Raw genomic sequence first — 13597 nt, 5'->3', positions numbered from 1 at the left:
ATTACAAATGACGCAACGATCTGTCTCTCGGTAAGATTTTAGATGACTCAATACGCGCGCTTGTATTCGGCCGGGGCGTCCGGTATACTCCGCTCGACGCCGTACTCCCGCGGCGTCTTTTTTTTGCCGGAGGACGACCCTGTCCATGGAGCCCCAGACGACGGGATTGGCGCAGCCGCGCGGCGAGGCCGGGCGCCGGGCCGACATCCGCAACATCGCCATCATCGCCCACGTGGATCACGGCAAGACCACGCTCGTGGACGCCCTGCTGCGTCACACGCGCGCCCACCGCAAGATCCAGGACATGGGCGAGCGGATCATGGACTCGATGGACCAGGAGCGCGAGCGCGGCATCACGATCCGCGCCAAGAACGCGAGCGTGTTCTACCGTGACGTGAAGATCAACTTGGTGGACACGCCGGGCCACGCCGACTTCGGCGGCGAAGTGGAGCGCACGCTCCGCATGGTGGACGGCGTCCTGCTCCTCGTGGACGCGAAGGAGGGGCCGATGCCCCAGACCACCTTCGTGCTCCGCAAGGCGCTCGCGCTGGGCCTCCGGGCCATCGTCGTCATCAACAAGATCGACCGGCCGGATGCCGCCGTGGACGACGTGCTGAACCGGACCTTCGACCTCTTCGTTCACCTCGGCGCGACGAACGACCAGCTCGACTTCGCGACCGTCTACACCTCCGCTATCAACGGCACCGCCACGCTGGACGTGAACAGGCCCGGGAGCGACATCACCCCGCTGCTCGACACGATCCTGGAGCACGTCCCCGCCCCGGCGATCCGCGCGGAGGCGCCGCTGCAGATTCTCGTACTGGCGCTGGCCTACGATTCCTACAAGGGCAAGATGGGCATCGGCAAGGTCCAGTCCGGCTCGATCGCGCGACGCCAGTCCGTCGTCCGGATCACGCGCGACGGGGAGCAGGTGCCGGGCAAGGTCACCGACCTGACCGTCTTCTCCGGCCTGGAGCGCGTGGAGGTGGAGCGCGCCGAGGCGGGCGAGATCGTCGCCGTCGCGGGTCTGCCGGAGGTCGGCATCGGGGAGACGATCGCCGACGCGGAGCATCCCGTCGCTCTGCCGCCGGTCGCGGTGGACGAGCCGACCGTGCAGATGACCTTCGGGGTCAACACCAGCCCCTTCGCCGGCCGCGAGGGCAAGTTCCTGACCTCCCGCCACCTGCGCGAGCGCCTGTTCCGCGAGCTGGAGACCAACGTCTCCCTGCGCGTCCAGGAGACGGACAGCCCCGACCGCTACCTGGTGGCCGGCCGCGGCGAGCTGCACCTGGGCGTGCTCATCGAGCAGATGCGGCGCGAGGGCTTCGAGCTGCAGGTCTCCCAGCCCGAGGTCATCATGCGCGAGGAGGACGGCGTGTTGATGGAGCCCTTCGAGGAGCTGACCATCGATGTCCCCGCCGAGTACCAGGGCGCGGTGATCGAGGAGGTGGGGCGGCGCCGCGGCCAGCTCCGCCACATGAAGCTCGCGCACAGCGAGGGCCAGGCCGGCGACATGCACCTGGAGTACGCGATCCCGACGCGCGGCGTCATCGGGCTCAAGAACGTCCTGCTCGCCAAGACCCGGGGCACCGTCATCCTCCACCACGTGTTCCAGGGGTACCAGCCGGCGGACGCGCGCGAGACCCTCGTCCAGCCGCACGGCTCGCTCGTGGCCTACGAGGACGGGACCAGCAACGCCTACGGCCTCTTCATGATCCAGGAGCGCGGGAGCCTCTTCATCGGCCCGGGCGTCGAGGTGTACCAGGGCATGGTGGTCGGCCAGAACAGCCGCGACGAGGACCTGGACGTGAACGTCTGCAAGGCCAAGCACCTGACGAACATGCGGGCCTCCGGCTCGGACGAGGCGCTCACGCTCACGCCGCCCCGGCCCATGACGCTGGACTTCGCGATGGAATACATCGGTCCGGACGAGCTCGTCGAGGTCACGCCGAGCAGCATCCGCCTCCGCAAGCGCCTGCTCAACCCCGAGGATCGCCGCAAGGCGCGCAAGGACCGGAAAGCCTGACCGGGCTCCCCGCTCCCTCCGCCGGCGATCCGGCGCCATGAAGATCCGCCGCAAGCCTCCCAAACCGGAACGGACCGCGCGCCCCCTGTATGTCGTCGGCTTTTCCTCCGCCCCGACGGCCCTCGTCGAGCTGTCGCGCTGGTTCGACCTCCACTACGGCGGCCCGCTCCGGCTCGCCGGCGACGCCGGCGAGGAGGGCGCAGGAACCGTCCGGGCGGTCCACGGCCCCTGGACCGCCGCCTTCCGGCCGCTCGTCGCCCCGGCCGAGGCCGAGACCTGGCGGGACACGCTGGGCTGGGGCCATCCGCGGGCCGCCCTGGTCTTTCGACCGGCCCTGGTTCCCGCGCAGGCCTGCAACCTGGTGTTGCACGCGGCCCGCCTCGCCCGCGGGCTTACGCTCCTGACCGACGGGACCACTTACGACATCCTCTCCCAGACCTACCTGAACCCCTCCGACTGGCGGGACCGGCCGCTCGATCTCTTCCGCCTCGCCGACCATGTCATGGTCGAGCAGGACGAAGACGGGACGCGGGGCTGGGTCTACACCAGGGGCCTCGCCAAGCTCGGGCTCGACGAGCTGGAAACCTTCCGACCGGCCGGGCTGCCGCTCGGCCCCGCGGCCGAGCGCTTGGCCGAGATCGCCGAGGAGGTGGCGCGCCTGGGTGGCCCGCTCCCCGTCGGCGCGGTCGTGCCCCTCCCCTTCCTCGGCCTGTCCCTCCGCGTGCTCCGTTACCGAACGGCCGCCCCCCTGGGCACCACCATCCAGCTCCGCGAGGTCGCCTGGGAGCCGTCGGCCTCGCCGTGATCTGGCGAGTTTCCCCAGCCCATTCAACGGGATGGACGCGCAGACCGGACGGCCGTTAGGTCTTCTGGGCAATTGACAACCTTCCGAGGAGCGTGCTACCACCTCACGCGTGAGGCCGGTTTCTTACTGACCCTGCTAACCCTGCGAAGGAGGTCTGTCATGGCGACGGATGTGGCGGCCGAGATCAAGGTCGGAGACGTGGCCCCGGACTTTACCCTGAAGGATCAAGACCAGAAGGACGTCAAGCTGAGCGACTTCCGGGGCAAGAAGAACGTCGTGCTCGCGTTCTATCCCCTGGACTGGAGCCCGGTCTGCACGAACGAGAACAAGTGCCTGACCGACGACTTCCCGAAGTTCGACGGGCTCAACGCGGTCGTGTTCGGCATCAGCACCGACAGCTTCTTCAGCCACAAGGCCTGGGCGGATTCCCTCGGCCTCAAGCACACCCTGCTCTCGGACTTCAACCGCGAGGTCGTCAAGAAGTACGGGCTCTACTTCGAGCCGTTGAACTGCGGCAAGCGCGCGACGGTCATCGTGGACAAGAACGGCAAGGTCGCCTACGTCAAGGTCCAGGAGATCAAGACAGCGCGCGACGACAAGGAGATCCTCGAGGCGTTGAAGAAGCTGAACTGAGCGAGACGCGGCCGGAGGGGCCGTGCAGGCCCCTCCGGCCGCCGTCGCCGGGGAGGAGACCGTGGCCGGGACCGTCGAAGACGTGAGCGACGCGAACTACGAGGAGTTCCTGAACGCGCCCGCGGCTCTCGTGGCGTACGGCATCGCTTCCTGCGAGCCCTGCGCGCAGTACGACCCCATCCTGGAGCAGACCGCCGCGCAGTTCCCCCAGATCAAGGTCGGCAAGGCCAAGATGCACGTCCCCGGCCGGTGCCGCGAGATCAAGAAGCGGCACCAGTTCGAGACCTACCCGACGACGCACCTCTTTTCCGGCGGACGGCTGGTGATGCAGCGGGAGGGGAAGGTGGAGCCGGACGAGCTGGCGGCCCTGATCAACGACCATCTGCTGCGGCGCTGAGACCTCACGTCAGCCGCCCGCCGGGCCCGTGTACTCGTAGGACAGATCCTGCGTCTCTTCCAGCCGGACCCTGGCCAGTCGGCCCTGGGCGAGCTTCCCGTCCAACAGCCCCCACGCCAGCCGAACCAGCCGTTCCCCGGTCGCCGGGGCCAGGTCCGGATCGCGGCTCAGGTCGTGCCGGTCGACCCGCGCCAGGACCGACTCCCGCACGAGCCGATCCAGCGCCCCGAGATCGGTCACCATCCCGGTGAGCGGATCGATCGGGCCGCGCACCGTGACTTCCAGCACATAGTTGTGCCCGTGCGGCTCCGCGCCGGCGCAGGGACCGGCAAGCCGGCGCCGCTCCGCCTCCGACAGGCCGGCCGGGTCCAGGCGATGCGCCGCCGCGAAGGGATAGCGCCGGCTCACCGCGGCCGTCTTGCGGCCGGCCGGCCCGGACGGCCGGTCGTGCCGATCCACCTCCGCGAAGAGGTCCTCGTCCTCGCGCAGCCGCACCTGTTCCAACCGCCCGATTTCCGGCCTGGCCTCGAGCGCGCCCCAGAGGACGTGCGCCAGGTTTTCGCTGGTGGGGATCTCCTCGACGAAATAGGGGGTGTCCAGGTTCAGGTGCTTGTGGTCGAACTCCTCCAGGACCTCCTTCAGGATCCGCTTCAGGTCGTAGAGGTTCACCACCATGCCGTGGATCGGGTCCACGTCGCCGCCCACCGTGACTTCCAGCAGGTAGTTGTGCCCGTGGCCGGGCGCGCGGTGGCAGGGGCCGAAGACGGCGAGGTTGCGCGTTTCGTCCCACTCCGGCCGATCGTACCGGTGGGCCGCGGCGAACTCGACGCGCTTGGTCAGGCGGACTTGGTTCACGAGGAGCCCATATGAAAGGGGGCCGGGGTTGCACGCCCCCCGGCCCCACGACCGCCTTGGCCGCCCCGCGGAGGGCGGCCTGTGTCACATCCGTTACGCGCTGAAGGAGCTGCCGCAGCCGCAGGTCGTCTTCGCCTGCGGGTTCTTGATCGCGAACCCGGAGCCCTGGAGGCTCTCCACGTAGTCCACCTCCGCCCCCTGGAGCAGCGGCGCGCTCTGCGAATCCATGATGACCTTCACGCCGTCCTTCTCGATCACCGTGTCGTCGTCGGACAGCTTGTTCTCGAAGGCCATGCCGTACTGGTACCCGTGGCAGCCGCCGCCGCGCACGTAGATGCGCAGGCCCACGACGTCCTGCTCTTCCTTGATCAGCTCCTGGATCTTCTCCCCGGCCTTCTGCGTGATGGTCACCATCGTCGGCCTCCCTCTTCTGCTCGGGACGGGGCGCACTGCCCGGTCCACCAATGATCCATTATAAGAGCGGCCTCCCGCCCTTTCAACAGCGCCGGATCGCGGTCATTCGGCCCAGGATGGGACCGGAAGGCCCAGGTCGGCCAGCCACTGCCCCCGCAGCGCCGCAGGCACCGGGACCTCCGCCCGGTAGTGTGGATGCTGCACCAGGGCCGTCACGGGCCGATCCTCGGCCTCCAGCGCCCGGACGAAGGCCGGGGTCGTCCGGAACCGGATGAAATGGACGGCGCTGAGCTTGTCCTCCTTGCTGTGCCCGGCCTCGAACTCCGCGATCAGCGTCTCGCCGCCGGCCCGTAGGGCCACGCCGTTGCCCCGATCGATACCCTGGAAGGCATCCAGCTCCGCCTTGATCCGATCCTGCTCCGTGATCTCGATGAAGAGCGTCGCGCTCAGCTCTCCCTCCTCCGGCAGGAGGGCGTTGTAGACCTCCAGCTCCTCCCGCACCTTCACGGGGTCGAAGATCCGCTCCGCCCGGATCATCTCCAGCACCTGAAACCGGACGGTCGCCCGGTTCTCGAACAGCAGCGTCACGCGGTCGCCCACAGCCAGGCGGCGCCGGCGCTTGAGCGCGATGATCTCCCGGCGGAACCCCTCGCGGAGCCGCTCGTACTCCGCCGGGGGGATGAGGTCGTCGGGGGTCAAGGGCTTCATGAGGGCAACCCGTAGGCGTCGCGGACGATCTGGATCGGATGGCGTACGGGCCGGCCGCCGGCATGGGCAGGCGCCCCCGCCTGGTCGAGCTGGAGCGCGGCGAGGGGACAGTCGGAGGCGACGAGGTCGGCCGGCGCCCGCTCGATCTCGCGCACCGCGCGCCGGGCGATCTTCATGGACAGGTCGAAGAACTCGACCTTGGCGCCCCAGGTCCCGTCGTGGCCGGAGCAGCGCTCGACGACCTCGACCGTGGCCCCGGCCGCCTCCATCAGCTCCTTGGACTTGAACCCGATGTTCTGATCGCGCAGGTGGCAGGGAATCTGGTAGGCCACGCGCCCGGGCGCCCGCACGAAGTCCGTCGCCAGGCGGCCGGCCTTCTTGAGCCGCATCAGGTATTCGCAGACGTCGAAGGTCCGCGCGGCCAGCCGCGCCGATTCTTCCCCCGGCACGAGCATCGGATATTCCCGCTTCAGCATGAGGCTGCAGCTCGGGACGGGCGACACCACGTCGTAACCCCGCTCCAGCCAGGGCCGCAGCTCCTCCATCGCGGCCCTGGCCGCGCGGACCATCGCCCCCGTATCGCCGATGTCGAAGGAGGGCATCCCGCAGCAGCGCGATCCGGCCAGCGCGACCGCGACCCCGTTTTTCTCCAGCACCTGCACCGCCGCCTTGCCGACGTCCGTCGCCTGGTAGTTCAGCAGGCAGCCGGCGAACAGCGCGACCTTGCCGTTGGCGCCGCCCGTCGCCGCCGGCCCGCGCCGGCTCCACCAGCGGGGCAGGGTTTCCGCCTGGAAGGGGAGCACTTGCCGCTCCCGGTGCACGCCCGCCGTCCGTTCCATCAGGCGCCGCGCCGGGGGCAGGCGCATGACCCGGTTCACCAGCGCCGCGAAGGCGCTGCCGAGCCGACCGAGCAGGTCCGTCTTGATGAGCAGGCGGTCCCGCCAGGGCACCCCGCGCTCGGTCGCGATCTGCTGCTTCCAGGCGACCATGAGATGGGGAAAGTCGATCGCGTACTGGTGCGGCGGCGTGTAGGGACAGTGGTTGTAGCAGAGCTTGCAGTAGTAGCACTCCCGGGCGACTCGCTCCAGGTCTCCGGCGCCCAGCTTCCCCGGCTCGCCCTCGGCCGCCTCGATCCGGTCGAAGAGCGTGTTGAAGGAGGGACAGAGGTTGAAGCAGCGGCGGCAGCCGTCGCAGACCTCGTAGATCCGCAAGGTCTCGCGCTCCAGCTCCGGGCGCCCCCGGCCGTTGTCGAGCAGGTCAATCCCCTTCACGGTCCCTCGCGTCCCCTCGCCGACCGTGCGGGCGGCGGGGCGGATGGCCCCCGTCCCGCCGCCGCCCCGTCACGCGCTCTTGAGGCTTTCCAGTCCCTTGGTGAAGCGGTTGGCGTGCGAGCGCTCGGCCTTCGCCAGGGTCTCGAACCACTCGGCCAGCTCCTCGAACCCCTCCTCACGGGCCGTCTTCGCCATGCCCGGGTACATCTGCGTGTACTCGTAGGTCTCGCCCTCGATCGCGGACTTGAGGTTCGCCTCCGTGTTGCCGATCGGCACGCCCGTGGCCGGATCGCCGACCTCCTTCAGGAAATCCAGGTGGCCGAACGCGTGGCCCGTCTCGGCTTCCGACGTATCGCGGAACAGGCCCCCGATGTCCGGGTAGCCCTCGATGTCGGCGCGGCGCGCGAAATAGAGGTACCGGCGGTTCGCCTGGGATTCGCCCGCGAAGGCCGCCTTCAGGTTCTCGTGGCTCTTGGTGCCCTTCAGACTCTTGGCCATGTTCTCCTCCCCTGCGATGAAGGTGATCGTCCGGTGGCGGTCCCCGCCCGCCCGCGTCCGCGGCGGCGGCAGCCCGCGCAGTAGCCGTGAAACTCCACCCGATGGCCGGTGACCACGAACCCCGCCCGCGAGCCCGCCGGCGCCGCCAGCCGGTCCAGCGCCGCGTCGGTCAGGTCCGTGATGGTCCGGCACCCCAGGCAGATGAGATGGTGGTGCGGGGCGAGGTTCCCGTCGAAGCGCGCCCGGTCGTGCCAGTAATTGACCTCCTGGACGAGCCCCGCCCGGCGGAGCGCCCCGAGCGTGTAGTACACGGTGTTCGGCGACACCATCGGGTGCTCGCGCTGGACCTCGCGCAGCAGGTCCTCCGCCGTGGGATGGGCGCGGCTCTCGACGAGCGCCCGGTAGATGGCCGCCCGCTGGGGCGTGAGCTTGAGCCCCCGCTCGCGGAACCGCCGCCGGATCTCCTCCGCCGTGACGTGCATCCCGTTCCTGCCTAGGAATGACTCCTATCTAGCACGGACTGCAGGCCCGGGTCAACGGCCGGCGGAGGGACGTGGGGGATCGCGCCGGGGCCGCCGAATCAGCCGCGGTAGTCGAACAGCTCCTCGGTCATCTCGTCGAGGCGCCGGTAGGCCATGTCCTTGGGCGACAGCAGGGGGGAGGCGACGGGCCAGGCGATGCCGATCGTCGGATCGTTCCAGATGATGCCCCGCTCGCCGTGGGGATTGTAGAAGTCCGTGCACTTGTAGACCATCCCGGCGCGCTCGCTCAGCACGCAAAAGCCGTGGGCGAACCCCACCGGGATGTAGAGCTGCCGCTTGTTCTCCGCCGACAGCTCCACGCCGACCCATCGGCCGAAGGTGGGCGACCCCCGGCGGATGTCCACCGCCACGTCGAAGACCGCGCCCTCCGACACGCTCACCAGCTTCCCCTGGGGGTTGACGAGCTGGTAGTGCAGGCCGCGGAGCGTGCCGCGGACGGACATCGAGACATTGTCCTGGACGAAGGGGCCCGGGATGCCGCCCTCCGCGTACTTCTTCGCGTGGTAGGTCTCCATGAAGAAGCCGCGCCGGTCCTCGTGCACGTCGGGCTCCACCAGGATCACGTCCTTGATCGTCGTCGGCATGAACTTCACGCGCACCTCCTGCGGCTCCAATGTGGGACGCTATCTTAGCCGAAGCGCGGGCGGCGGGGGAAGCGCCGCGGTTGCACCGCCGTCCGCAAACCTGTTATAGGGTACGACCGATGACGCGCCGGCCCGCAGCCCCTCTGCAGTTGCTCGCCGCCCTGCTCGCGCTCGGCGGCCCGGCGTCCTGCGCCTCGGCGCCGCCCCCGACGCTGGTGGACCTGACCTATGCCTTCGACGAGCGGACGGTCTACTGGCCCACGCAGCACCGGTTCCACCGGACGACGACGTCCTGGGGCCGGACGGCCGGCGGGTTCTGGTACGCTTCCGCGGACTTCTCGGCCTCGGAGCACGGCGGCACGCACATCGACGCGCCCATCCATTTCGCCGAGGGCGGGCGGAGCGTGGACGAGATCCCGCCGGAGCGGCTCGTCGGCCCCGCCGTCGTCATCGACGTCGCCGACCGGTGCGCGGCCGACCCCGACTACGAGCTGACCGTCGCCGACATCGAGGCGTGGGAGGCCCGACACGGCCCGATCGAGCCCGACGCGCTCGTCTTCATGCGCAGCGGCTGGGGCGCGCGCTGGCCCGACGCGGCGCGGTACCTGGGCACGACCACCCCCGACGACGCCCGCAGCCTCCACTTTCCCGGCATGGGGCGCGCGGCGGCGGAGTTTCTCGTGACGCAGCGCCGCGTGCGCGGCGTCGGCATCGACACGGCCAGCATCGATCCCGGCCGGTCGCAGGATTTCCCCGTCCATCGGGTCCTGAACGGCGCCGACGTCTACGCGCTCGAGAACGTCGCGGCGCTGGACCGGCTGCCGCCCCGCGGGGCGACGGTCTACGCGCTCCCGGTCAAGATCCGCGGCGGCACCGGCGGCCCGGTCCGCATCATCGCCCTGTTGCCCTGAGGTCCCGACCATGAAGCCACGACGCCCCACGCCCCCCGCGCCGCGCGCCCGCCACCTGAAACTCGTGGGCGACCAATACACGCTCTGCTACGGCATGCGGCTGGACAAAGGCTCGGCCCCCGAGCGCCTGCATCCCCACGTGCCCGTGACGCGGCCCGACGGCACCGCCGCCACCATGGCGCTGCACGTGATCAACGGGACGCCGGAAGAGATCAAGGCGCGGCTGCTGGAGAGCGTCGAGGCCTTCTTTGAGATCTACGCCGGCTCTTGACGGGGACGGCCCTCAGCGCCCCTCGGCCTCAGGCCCCGGGTCCGCGATGTCGGGGGCGTGTGGATAGAGCCGCTGGAGCCGCTCGATGAGCGGGAGCGCCTCGGGCGTGCTGTCGCGGGTCGGCTCGCTCGGGGGATGGTCCCAGGTCAGCACGGAACAGCCGGCCTCGCTCAAGGTGGTCCGGATCGTCGCGGCCATCGCCTCCAGCGTCAGCTCCGTGCCGGCCCGGAGGTCCAGGACCCGCTCCGTCGAGGCGACGGGCGGCGGCCCGTCGTGGAGCAGCGCCCAGCAGCGGTCGAAGACACGCGCCCGCACCGGCTCCGGCACGTTGAGGCTCGGCAGCCCCGAGGTGCAGAGCGCGACGACGAACAGCACGAACTGCAGGTCCGGCATGCCGGGGCGGTGGATGTCGAGCGAGTGCATGCCTCCTGCATAACAGAGGAGGCGGCCGCCGTCAACCGGCCGGCGGCGGGGAGGGACGGAAGGACGGGACACGCGCCATGGTCACGATCACGTTGATGGGACAGTTGCAGACGGCCGACGGCGAGCGCGACTTCGCCTGCAAGATCACCGAGCCGCTCACCGTGCGCCAGCTCATCCAGCGGCAGGGCGACACGCTGCGCGACGTGCTGCGGCTCATGCGGGAGAAGAAGGTGCTCGTGACGATCAACAAGCGCATCGCCAGCGAGGACAGCCGCGTGCACGACGGCGACGCGATCAAGCTGGTCGCCCACGACGGCATGGGGGGCACCGGCCTGGCGCCCAGCCACCACTGAGCGGCGCGGCGACGCCCGGAAAATGCGAGGGGCCGGCCCCCCGAGGAGGACCGGCCCCCGTCCATCCGAAATCCGTACGGTGATCCGGCGTCAAAAACGCCTGCGCGCGCCTCACACCGGCTGGAACGCCCCGCTCACTTCTTGCCGAGGATCGCGTCCTTGGCCGCCTTCGCGACCCGGAACTTCACCACCCGTTTGGCCGGGATCTTGATCGCCTCGCCCGTCTGCGGGTTGCGACCCATCCGCGCCTTGCGGTTCGCCAGGACCAGCTTGCCGATACCCGGCACGACGAACGTGTTCTTCGCTTCCTTGTAGGCCAGCGTCGACAGGTCGTCCAAGATCTGGGTGGCGGTCTTCTTGGTGATCCCGGCGCGGCTCGCCAGGTGATCGGCAATCTGCGACTTGGTCATCGGTTTACCCATACGGACCTCCATCAAAGGGTGAACTGCGGTGGCGCTGCGTTGGAACGGGAACAGCCGTGGGATGAGCGCGACAAGCCCCTTTCAATGAGTGCGCACGCCTGAACACCGCGTCGGAACGGTCGGGAGTGTAACGAATGTCCCCTACCCTGTCAACCACAAAAACGCAAGCCAGACTTGGCGTCTCGCCCGGTCGCCGCGCCGCGCACCTTGCGCCGGACCGGGCCCACCGAGTACAGTAAGGCCGCCGGTCGGACCGACCGACGGAACGTCACCCCGAGGAACCCCATGGGCAAAGAACTGCCGATCATCTCCACGCCGGGCCAGCCGGAGCCGCAGCCCGAGACCGGCCAGCTCGCCTACTGTCGCGTCTTTTGCGTACGGGAGGACTCGCCCCCCCTGCGGCTGCTGCTCGATTTCCTCAAGTCCCGCGGCCAGGTGCCGTTGATTCCCAAGATGGACCCCGCGGCGTTGGAGGAGTGGGCCTGGGTGCGGATTTCCCTCGGCTACCATCGGGAACGCAAGCCGATCCAGCTCTTCTGCCTCCGCGACCGCGGCACGTACCAGAAGGATTTCGAGCAGGAGCGCGCCCAGTTCCTGGAGCAGCTTTCGATCCACGACCACATCGAAGCCCAGCTCGTTCGGGAGCACCTCGCCCGGGCGCGGTTCATCGCCACCACCCAGTACGACAGGAAGGACATCACGGACGACGGCTACGACTTCAACGGCTGGATCCTCGAGTTCTTCCAGGAGAACTGCAACGGGCTGGTCCAGATGGACGGCCAGGGCTTCTTCTCCCCCAAGGGGGAGCTCATCGTCGAGATGCCGGACGACCTCTCCTCCGAGATCGACCCCGTGTAACCCCGCGCGGGCCGTGCCCTTGCCCCCCGAGCACCGCAGCGACCTGCCGCGCAAGGCCGAGCGGTGGTTCGACCGCGCGCGGGCGGCGCTGCTCGGCGCCCTCCCCTGCCGGCCGGGCTGCTGCCGGTGCTGCACCGGCCCCTTTCCCATCACCATCCGGGACGCCCGGGACCTGCGGCAGGGCCTCCAGACCCTGCCGCCCGACGCGCGTCGGGACATCGAGGCCCGGGCGCGCGGGCAGGCGTCGGCCATGGAAGCCGCCTTCCCCGCCCTCGCCGCCTCCCCCTTCCTCGACGACTGGAGCGACGCCGACCAGGATGCGCTCATGGTCCGGTTCGCCGACCGTCCCTGCCCGGCCCTCGGCGACGACGGGCGCTGCCGCGTCTATGCCTTCCGCCCGCTGACCTGTCGGCTCATGGGCATCCCGCCGGAGGCCGGCGGGCTCGTGCAGGGGGCCTGCGAGGTCCAGACGTTCGTACCGATCGTGCGACTCTCCCGCGCGCTCCGCGCGGAGGAGGATGCGCTCGCGGTCGAAGAGGCCGCGGTCCTCGACGGGACGGAGGAGGAGCTGCCGATCACCCACGGCTTCCTGCCCGGGGGAGCCTGGGACGAGACGGCGCCGTCGCGGCCGTAACGGCGGCGGCCGACCCGGGCCGGGTGGCGGGCCGCGGTGCCTGGACAGGGCCGGGAGCCCTGTGATAAGGTGTCACCCTCGCTCGCGGACGTGGACGCGCCTGTAGCTCAGTGGATAGAGCATCAGCCTCCGGAGCTGAGGGCCACAGGTTCAAATCCTGTCAGGCGCGCCACTCATCCGCGAGGCGCAACGGGGTGGGCCATTCGGAATTCCGGCGCAGGTCTCGCTCGCGTCCGACGCCTCACGCCTCACATCGCCAAGACCCGGTGGGCCGTTAGCTCAGCTGGTAGAGCAGCTGACTCTTAATCAGCGGGCCGCAGGTTCGATCCCTGCACGGCCCACCATAATTTCCAGTCACTTACACCGCTTTAACCCTGCCGGCTGGGCCAACTGTGTATTGTGTCCCGACCTGGGACGGTCCAGGATCTCGCCCCCCTCCCGCAAGCTCTCTGGGTAATGGTGGGCGTCACGCTGGGTCATGATCGGTGATGTATGACCCAACAGCCGCTGCACCGTGTACGGCTCCACCCGCCGCGTAAGGTCTACCCCCTGCCAGGCGAGGGCCAATCTCCCCCGCCCGCCTTCCCGTGTTGAGCGCAAACACGACGATATCCCGCAACCACGGCGCACAGGCCGCAAGGAGCCTGTCTTTCTCCTCCCGCCTCAACCACCGATCCCGCGCGTTGTGTTCTCGCTCCATCGAGCCCGCAAGCACGGGATTGCGATGGCACCATTCCCGCTCACGGACCGCCGGGCGGAGTCCGGCGCGACGGGGCTATCGGCACGGCCATCCCGCGCGCACTCTGACCACGGGGTTGGAGCCGCCCTGCCCGACGGTGTCCCGGCCGCGGCTGCAGGCGGGCGCAGAGACCGAGCAGTGGCAGAGCCGGCTGCTGTCGCGGGATCAGCGGCGGGCGGCCACGCCGACGGCCAGAAGGTGTCAATCATCAGCCGAAGTTGACCCTTTTATTCTGATGTGAAATTGCCCCCTC

Annotated in this window: 18 protein-coding genes and 2 tRNA genes; 11 read left to right on the top strand and 9 right to left on the bottom strand. The window is 69.6% G+C overall.

From position 1 onward, the window contains the following. Positions 1–145 precede the first annotated feature (145 nt). From typA to AC1U7O_RS10525, 4 genes are all read left to right on the top strand, one after another. The gene (gene typA / locus AC1U7O_RS10540) at positions 146–2026 is read left to right on the top strand and encodes a translational GTPase TypA (protein WP_479894726.1); all 1881 of its coding nucleotides are present in this window, start codon (positions 146–148) and stop codon (positions 2024–2026) included. Between the two features lie 37 nt (positions 2027–2063). Continuing rightward, positions 2064–2831, top strand: coding sequence for a hypothetical protein (locus AC1U7O_RS10535; RefSeq protein ID WP_479894725.1), 768 nt, complete (start codon positions 2064–2066; stop codon positions 2829–2831). Positions 2832–2990: 159 nt separating this feature from the next. After that, entirely contained in the window at positions 2991–3464 is a 474-nt protein-coding gene (locus AC1U7O_RS10530; RefSeq protein ID WP_479894724.1) for a peroxiredoxin, read from the top strand. Between the two features lie 22 nt (positions 3465–3486). Further along, the gene (locus AC1U7O_RS10525; RefSeq protein WP_479894722.1) at positions 3487–3861 is read left to right on the top strand and encodes a thioredoxin family protein; all 375 of its coding nucleotides are present in this window, start codon (positions 3487–3489) and stop codon (positions 3859–3861) included. Between the two features lie 9 nt (positions 3862–3870). Here AC1U7O_RS10525 and AC1U7O_RS10520 read toward each other — a convergent pair whose 3' ends face one another. The 7 genes from AC1U7O_RS10520 to rfbC form a co-directional block, all read right to left on the bottom strand. Next, positions 3871–4716, bottom strand: a complete 846-nt coding sequence (locus AC1U7O_RS10520) for a 6-pyruvoyl trahydropterin synthase family protein (protein WP_479894721.1) — start codon at positions 4714–4716, stop codon at positions 3871–3873. Positions 4717–4809: 93 nt separating this feature from the next. Next, on the bottom strand, positions 4810–5130 hold the full coding sequence (gene erpA / locus AC1U7O_RS10515; protein ID WP_479894720.1) for an iron-sulfur cluster insertion protein ErpA: 321 nt from the start codon (positions 5128–5130) through the stop codon (positions 4810–4812). A 102-nt stretch (positions 5131–5232) separates the two neighbouring features. Next, positions 5233–5838: a DUF3501 family protein gene (locus AC1U7O_RS10510; RefSeq protein ID WP_479894719.1), complete on the bottom strand. Its 606-nt coding sequence runs from the start codon at positions 5836–5838 to the stop codon at positions 5233–5235. Further along, positions 5835–7109, bottom strand: coding sequence for a heterodisulfide reductase-related iron-sulfur binding cluster (locus AC1U7O_RS10505; RefSeq protein WP_479894717.1), 1275 nt, complete (start codon positions 7107–7109; stop codon positions 5835–5837). Before AC1U7O_RS10505 ends, AC1U7O_RS10510 begins: the two co-directional genes overlap by 4 nt. Positions 7110–7178: 69 nt before the next feature. Further along, positions 7179–7607 carry a rubrerythrin family protein gene (locus AC1U7O_RS10500; protein WP_479894716.1) on the bottom strand — a complete coding sequence of 143 codons (429 nt, stop codon included), beginning with the start codon at positions 7605–7607 and terminating at the stop codon, positions 7179–7181. Next, a complete protein-coding gene (locus AC1U7O_RS10495; protein ID WP_479894715.1) occupies positions 7592–8089 on the bottom strand; it encodes a Fur family transcriptional regulator in 498 nt (165 codons plus the stop codon). The genes AC1U7O_RS10500 and AC1U7O_RS10495 overlap by 16 nt, the downstream gene beginning before the upstream one ends. 98 nt (positions 8090–8187) lie before the next feature. Beyond that, positions 8188–8742, bottom strand: a complete 555-nt coding sequence (gene rfbC / locus AC1U7O_RS10490) for a dTDP-4-dehydrorhamnose 3,5-epimerase (protein ID WP_479894714.1) — start codon at positions 8740–8742, stop codon at positions 8188–8190. A gap of 110 nt (positions 8743–8852) precedes the next feature. Here rfbC and AC1U7O_RS10485 point away from each other — a divergent pair, with 110 nt between their 5' ends. Both AC1U7O_RS10485 and AC1U7O_RS10480 read left to right on the top strand, forming a co-directional pair. Then, positions 8853–9644, top strand: a complete 792-nt coding sequence (locus AC1U7O_RS10485; protein ID WP_479894713.1) for a cyclase family protein — start codon at positions 8853–8855, stop codon at positions 9642–9644. 10 nt (positions 9645–9654) lie between these two features. Continuing rightward, positions 9655–9915: a hypothetical protein gene (locus AC1U7O_RS10480; RefSeq protein WP_479894712.1), complete on the top strand. Its 261-nt coding sequence runs from the start codon at positions 9655–9657 to the stop codon at positions 9913–9915. Positions 9916–9927: 12 nt separating this feature from the next. Here AC1U7O_RS10480 and AC1U7O_RS10475 read toward each other — a convergent pair whose 3' ends face one another. Then, the gene (locus AC1U7O_RS10475) at positions 9928–10338 is read right to left on the bottom strand and encodes a hypothetical protein (protein ID WP_479894711.1); all 411 of its coding nucleotides are present in this window, start codon (positions 10336–10338) and stop codon (positions 9928–9930) included. A gap of 77 nt (positions 10339–10415) precedes the next feature. Here AC1U7O_RS10475 and AC1U7O_RS10470 point away from each other — a divergent pair, with 77 nt between their 5' ends. Beyond that, a complete protein-coding gene (locus AC1U7O_RS10470; protein ID WP_479894710.1) occupies positions 10416–10691 on the top strand; it encodes a MoaD/ThiS family protein in 276 nt (91 codons plus the stop codon). 134 nt (positions 10692–10825) lie between these two features. Here the strand turns inward: AC1U7O_RS10470 and AC1U7O_RS10465 are convergent, their stop codons facing one another. Next, positions 10826–11113 (bottom strand): HU family DNA-binding protein, encoded by a 288-nt coding sequence (locus tag AC1U7O_RS10465; RefSeq protein WP_479894709.1) that lies wholly within the window; start codon positions 11111–11113, stop codon positions 10826–10828. 285 nt (positions 11114–11398) lie between these two features. On the opposite strand from AC1U7O_RS10465, the gene AC1U7O_RS10460 reads away from it, so the two are divergent. The 4 genes from AC1U7O_RS10460 to AC1U7O_RS10445 all read left to right on the top strand — a co-directional run bounded on the left by AC1U7O_RS10460 (position 11399) and on the right by AC1U7O_RS10445 (position 12949). Then, positions 11399–11971, top strand: coding sequence for a hypothetical protein (locus AC1U7O_RS10460; protein WP_479894708.1), 573 nt, complete (start codon positions 11399–11401; stop codon positions 11969–11971). A gap of 13 nt (positions 11972–11984) precedes the next feature. Beyond that, on the top strand, positions 11985–12605 hold the full coding sequence (locus AC1U7O_RS10455; protein ID WP_479894707.1) for a YkgJ family cysteine cluster protein: 621 nt from the start codon (positions 11985–11987) through the stop codon (positions 12603–12605). A gap of 96 nt (positions 12606–12701) precedes the next feature. Next, positions 12702–12777, top strand: a tRNA-Arg gene (locus tag AC1U7O_RS10450). A gap of 96 nt (positions 12778–12873) precedes the next feature. Then, positions 12874–12949: transfer RNA gene (locus tag AC1U7O_RS10445), tRNA-Lys, on the top strand. Positions 12950–13597 lie beyond the last annotated feature (648 nt).

Source organism: Candidatus Nitrospira neuquenensis (genome assembly GCF_979578155.1).
The sequence above is the reverse complement of the archived record's forward strand: the minus strand, read 5'-3'. Positions and strand labels throughout refer to the sequence as shown.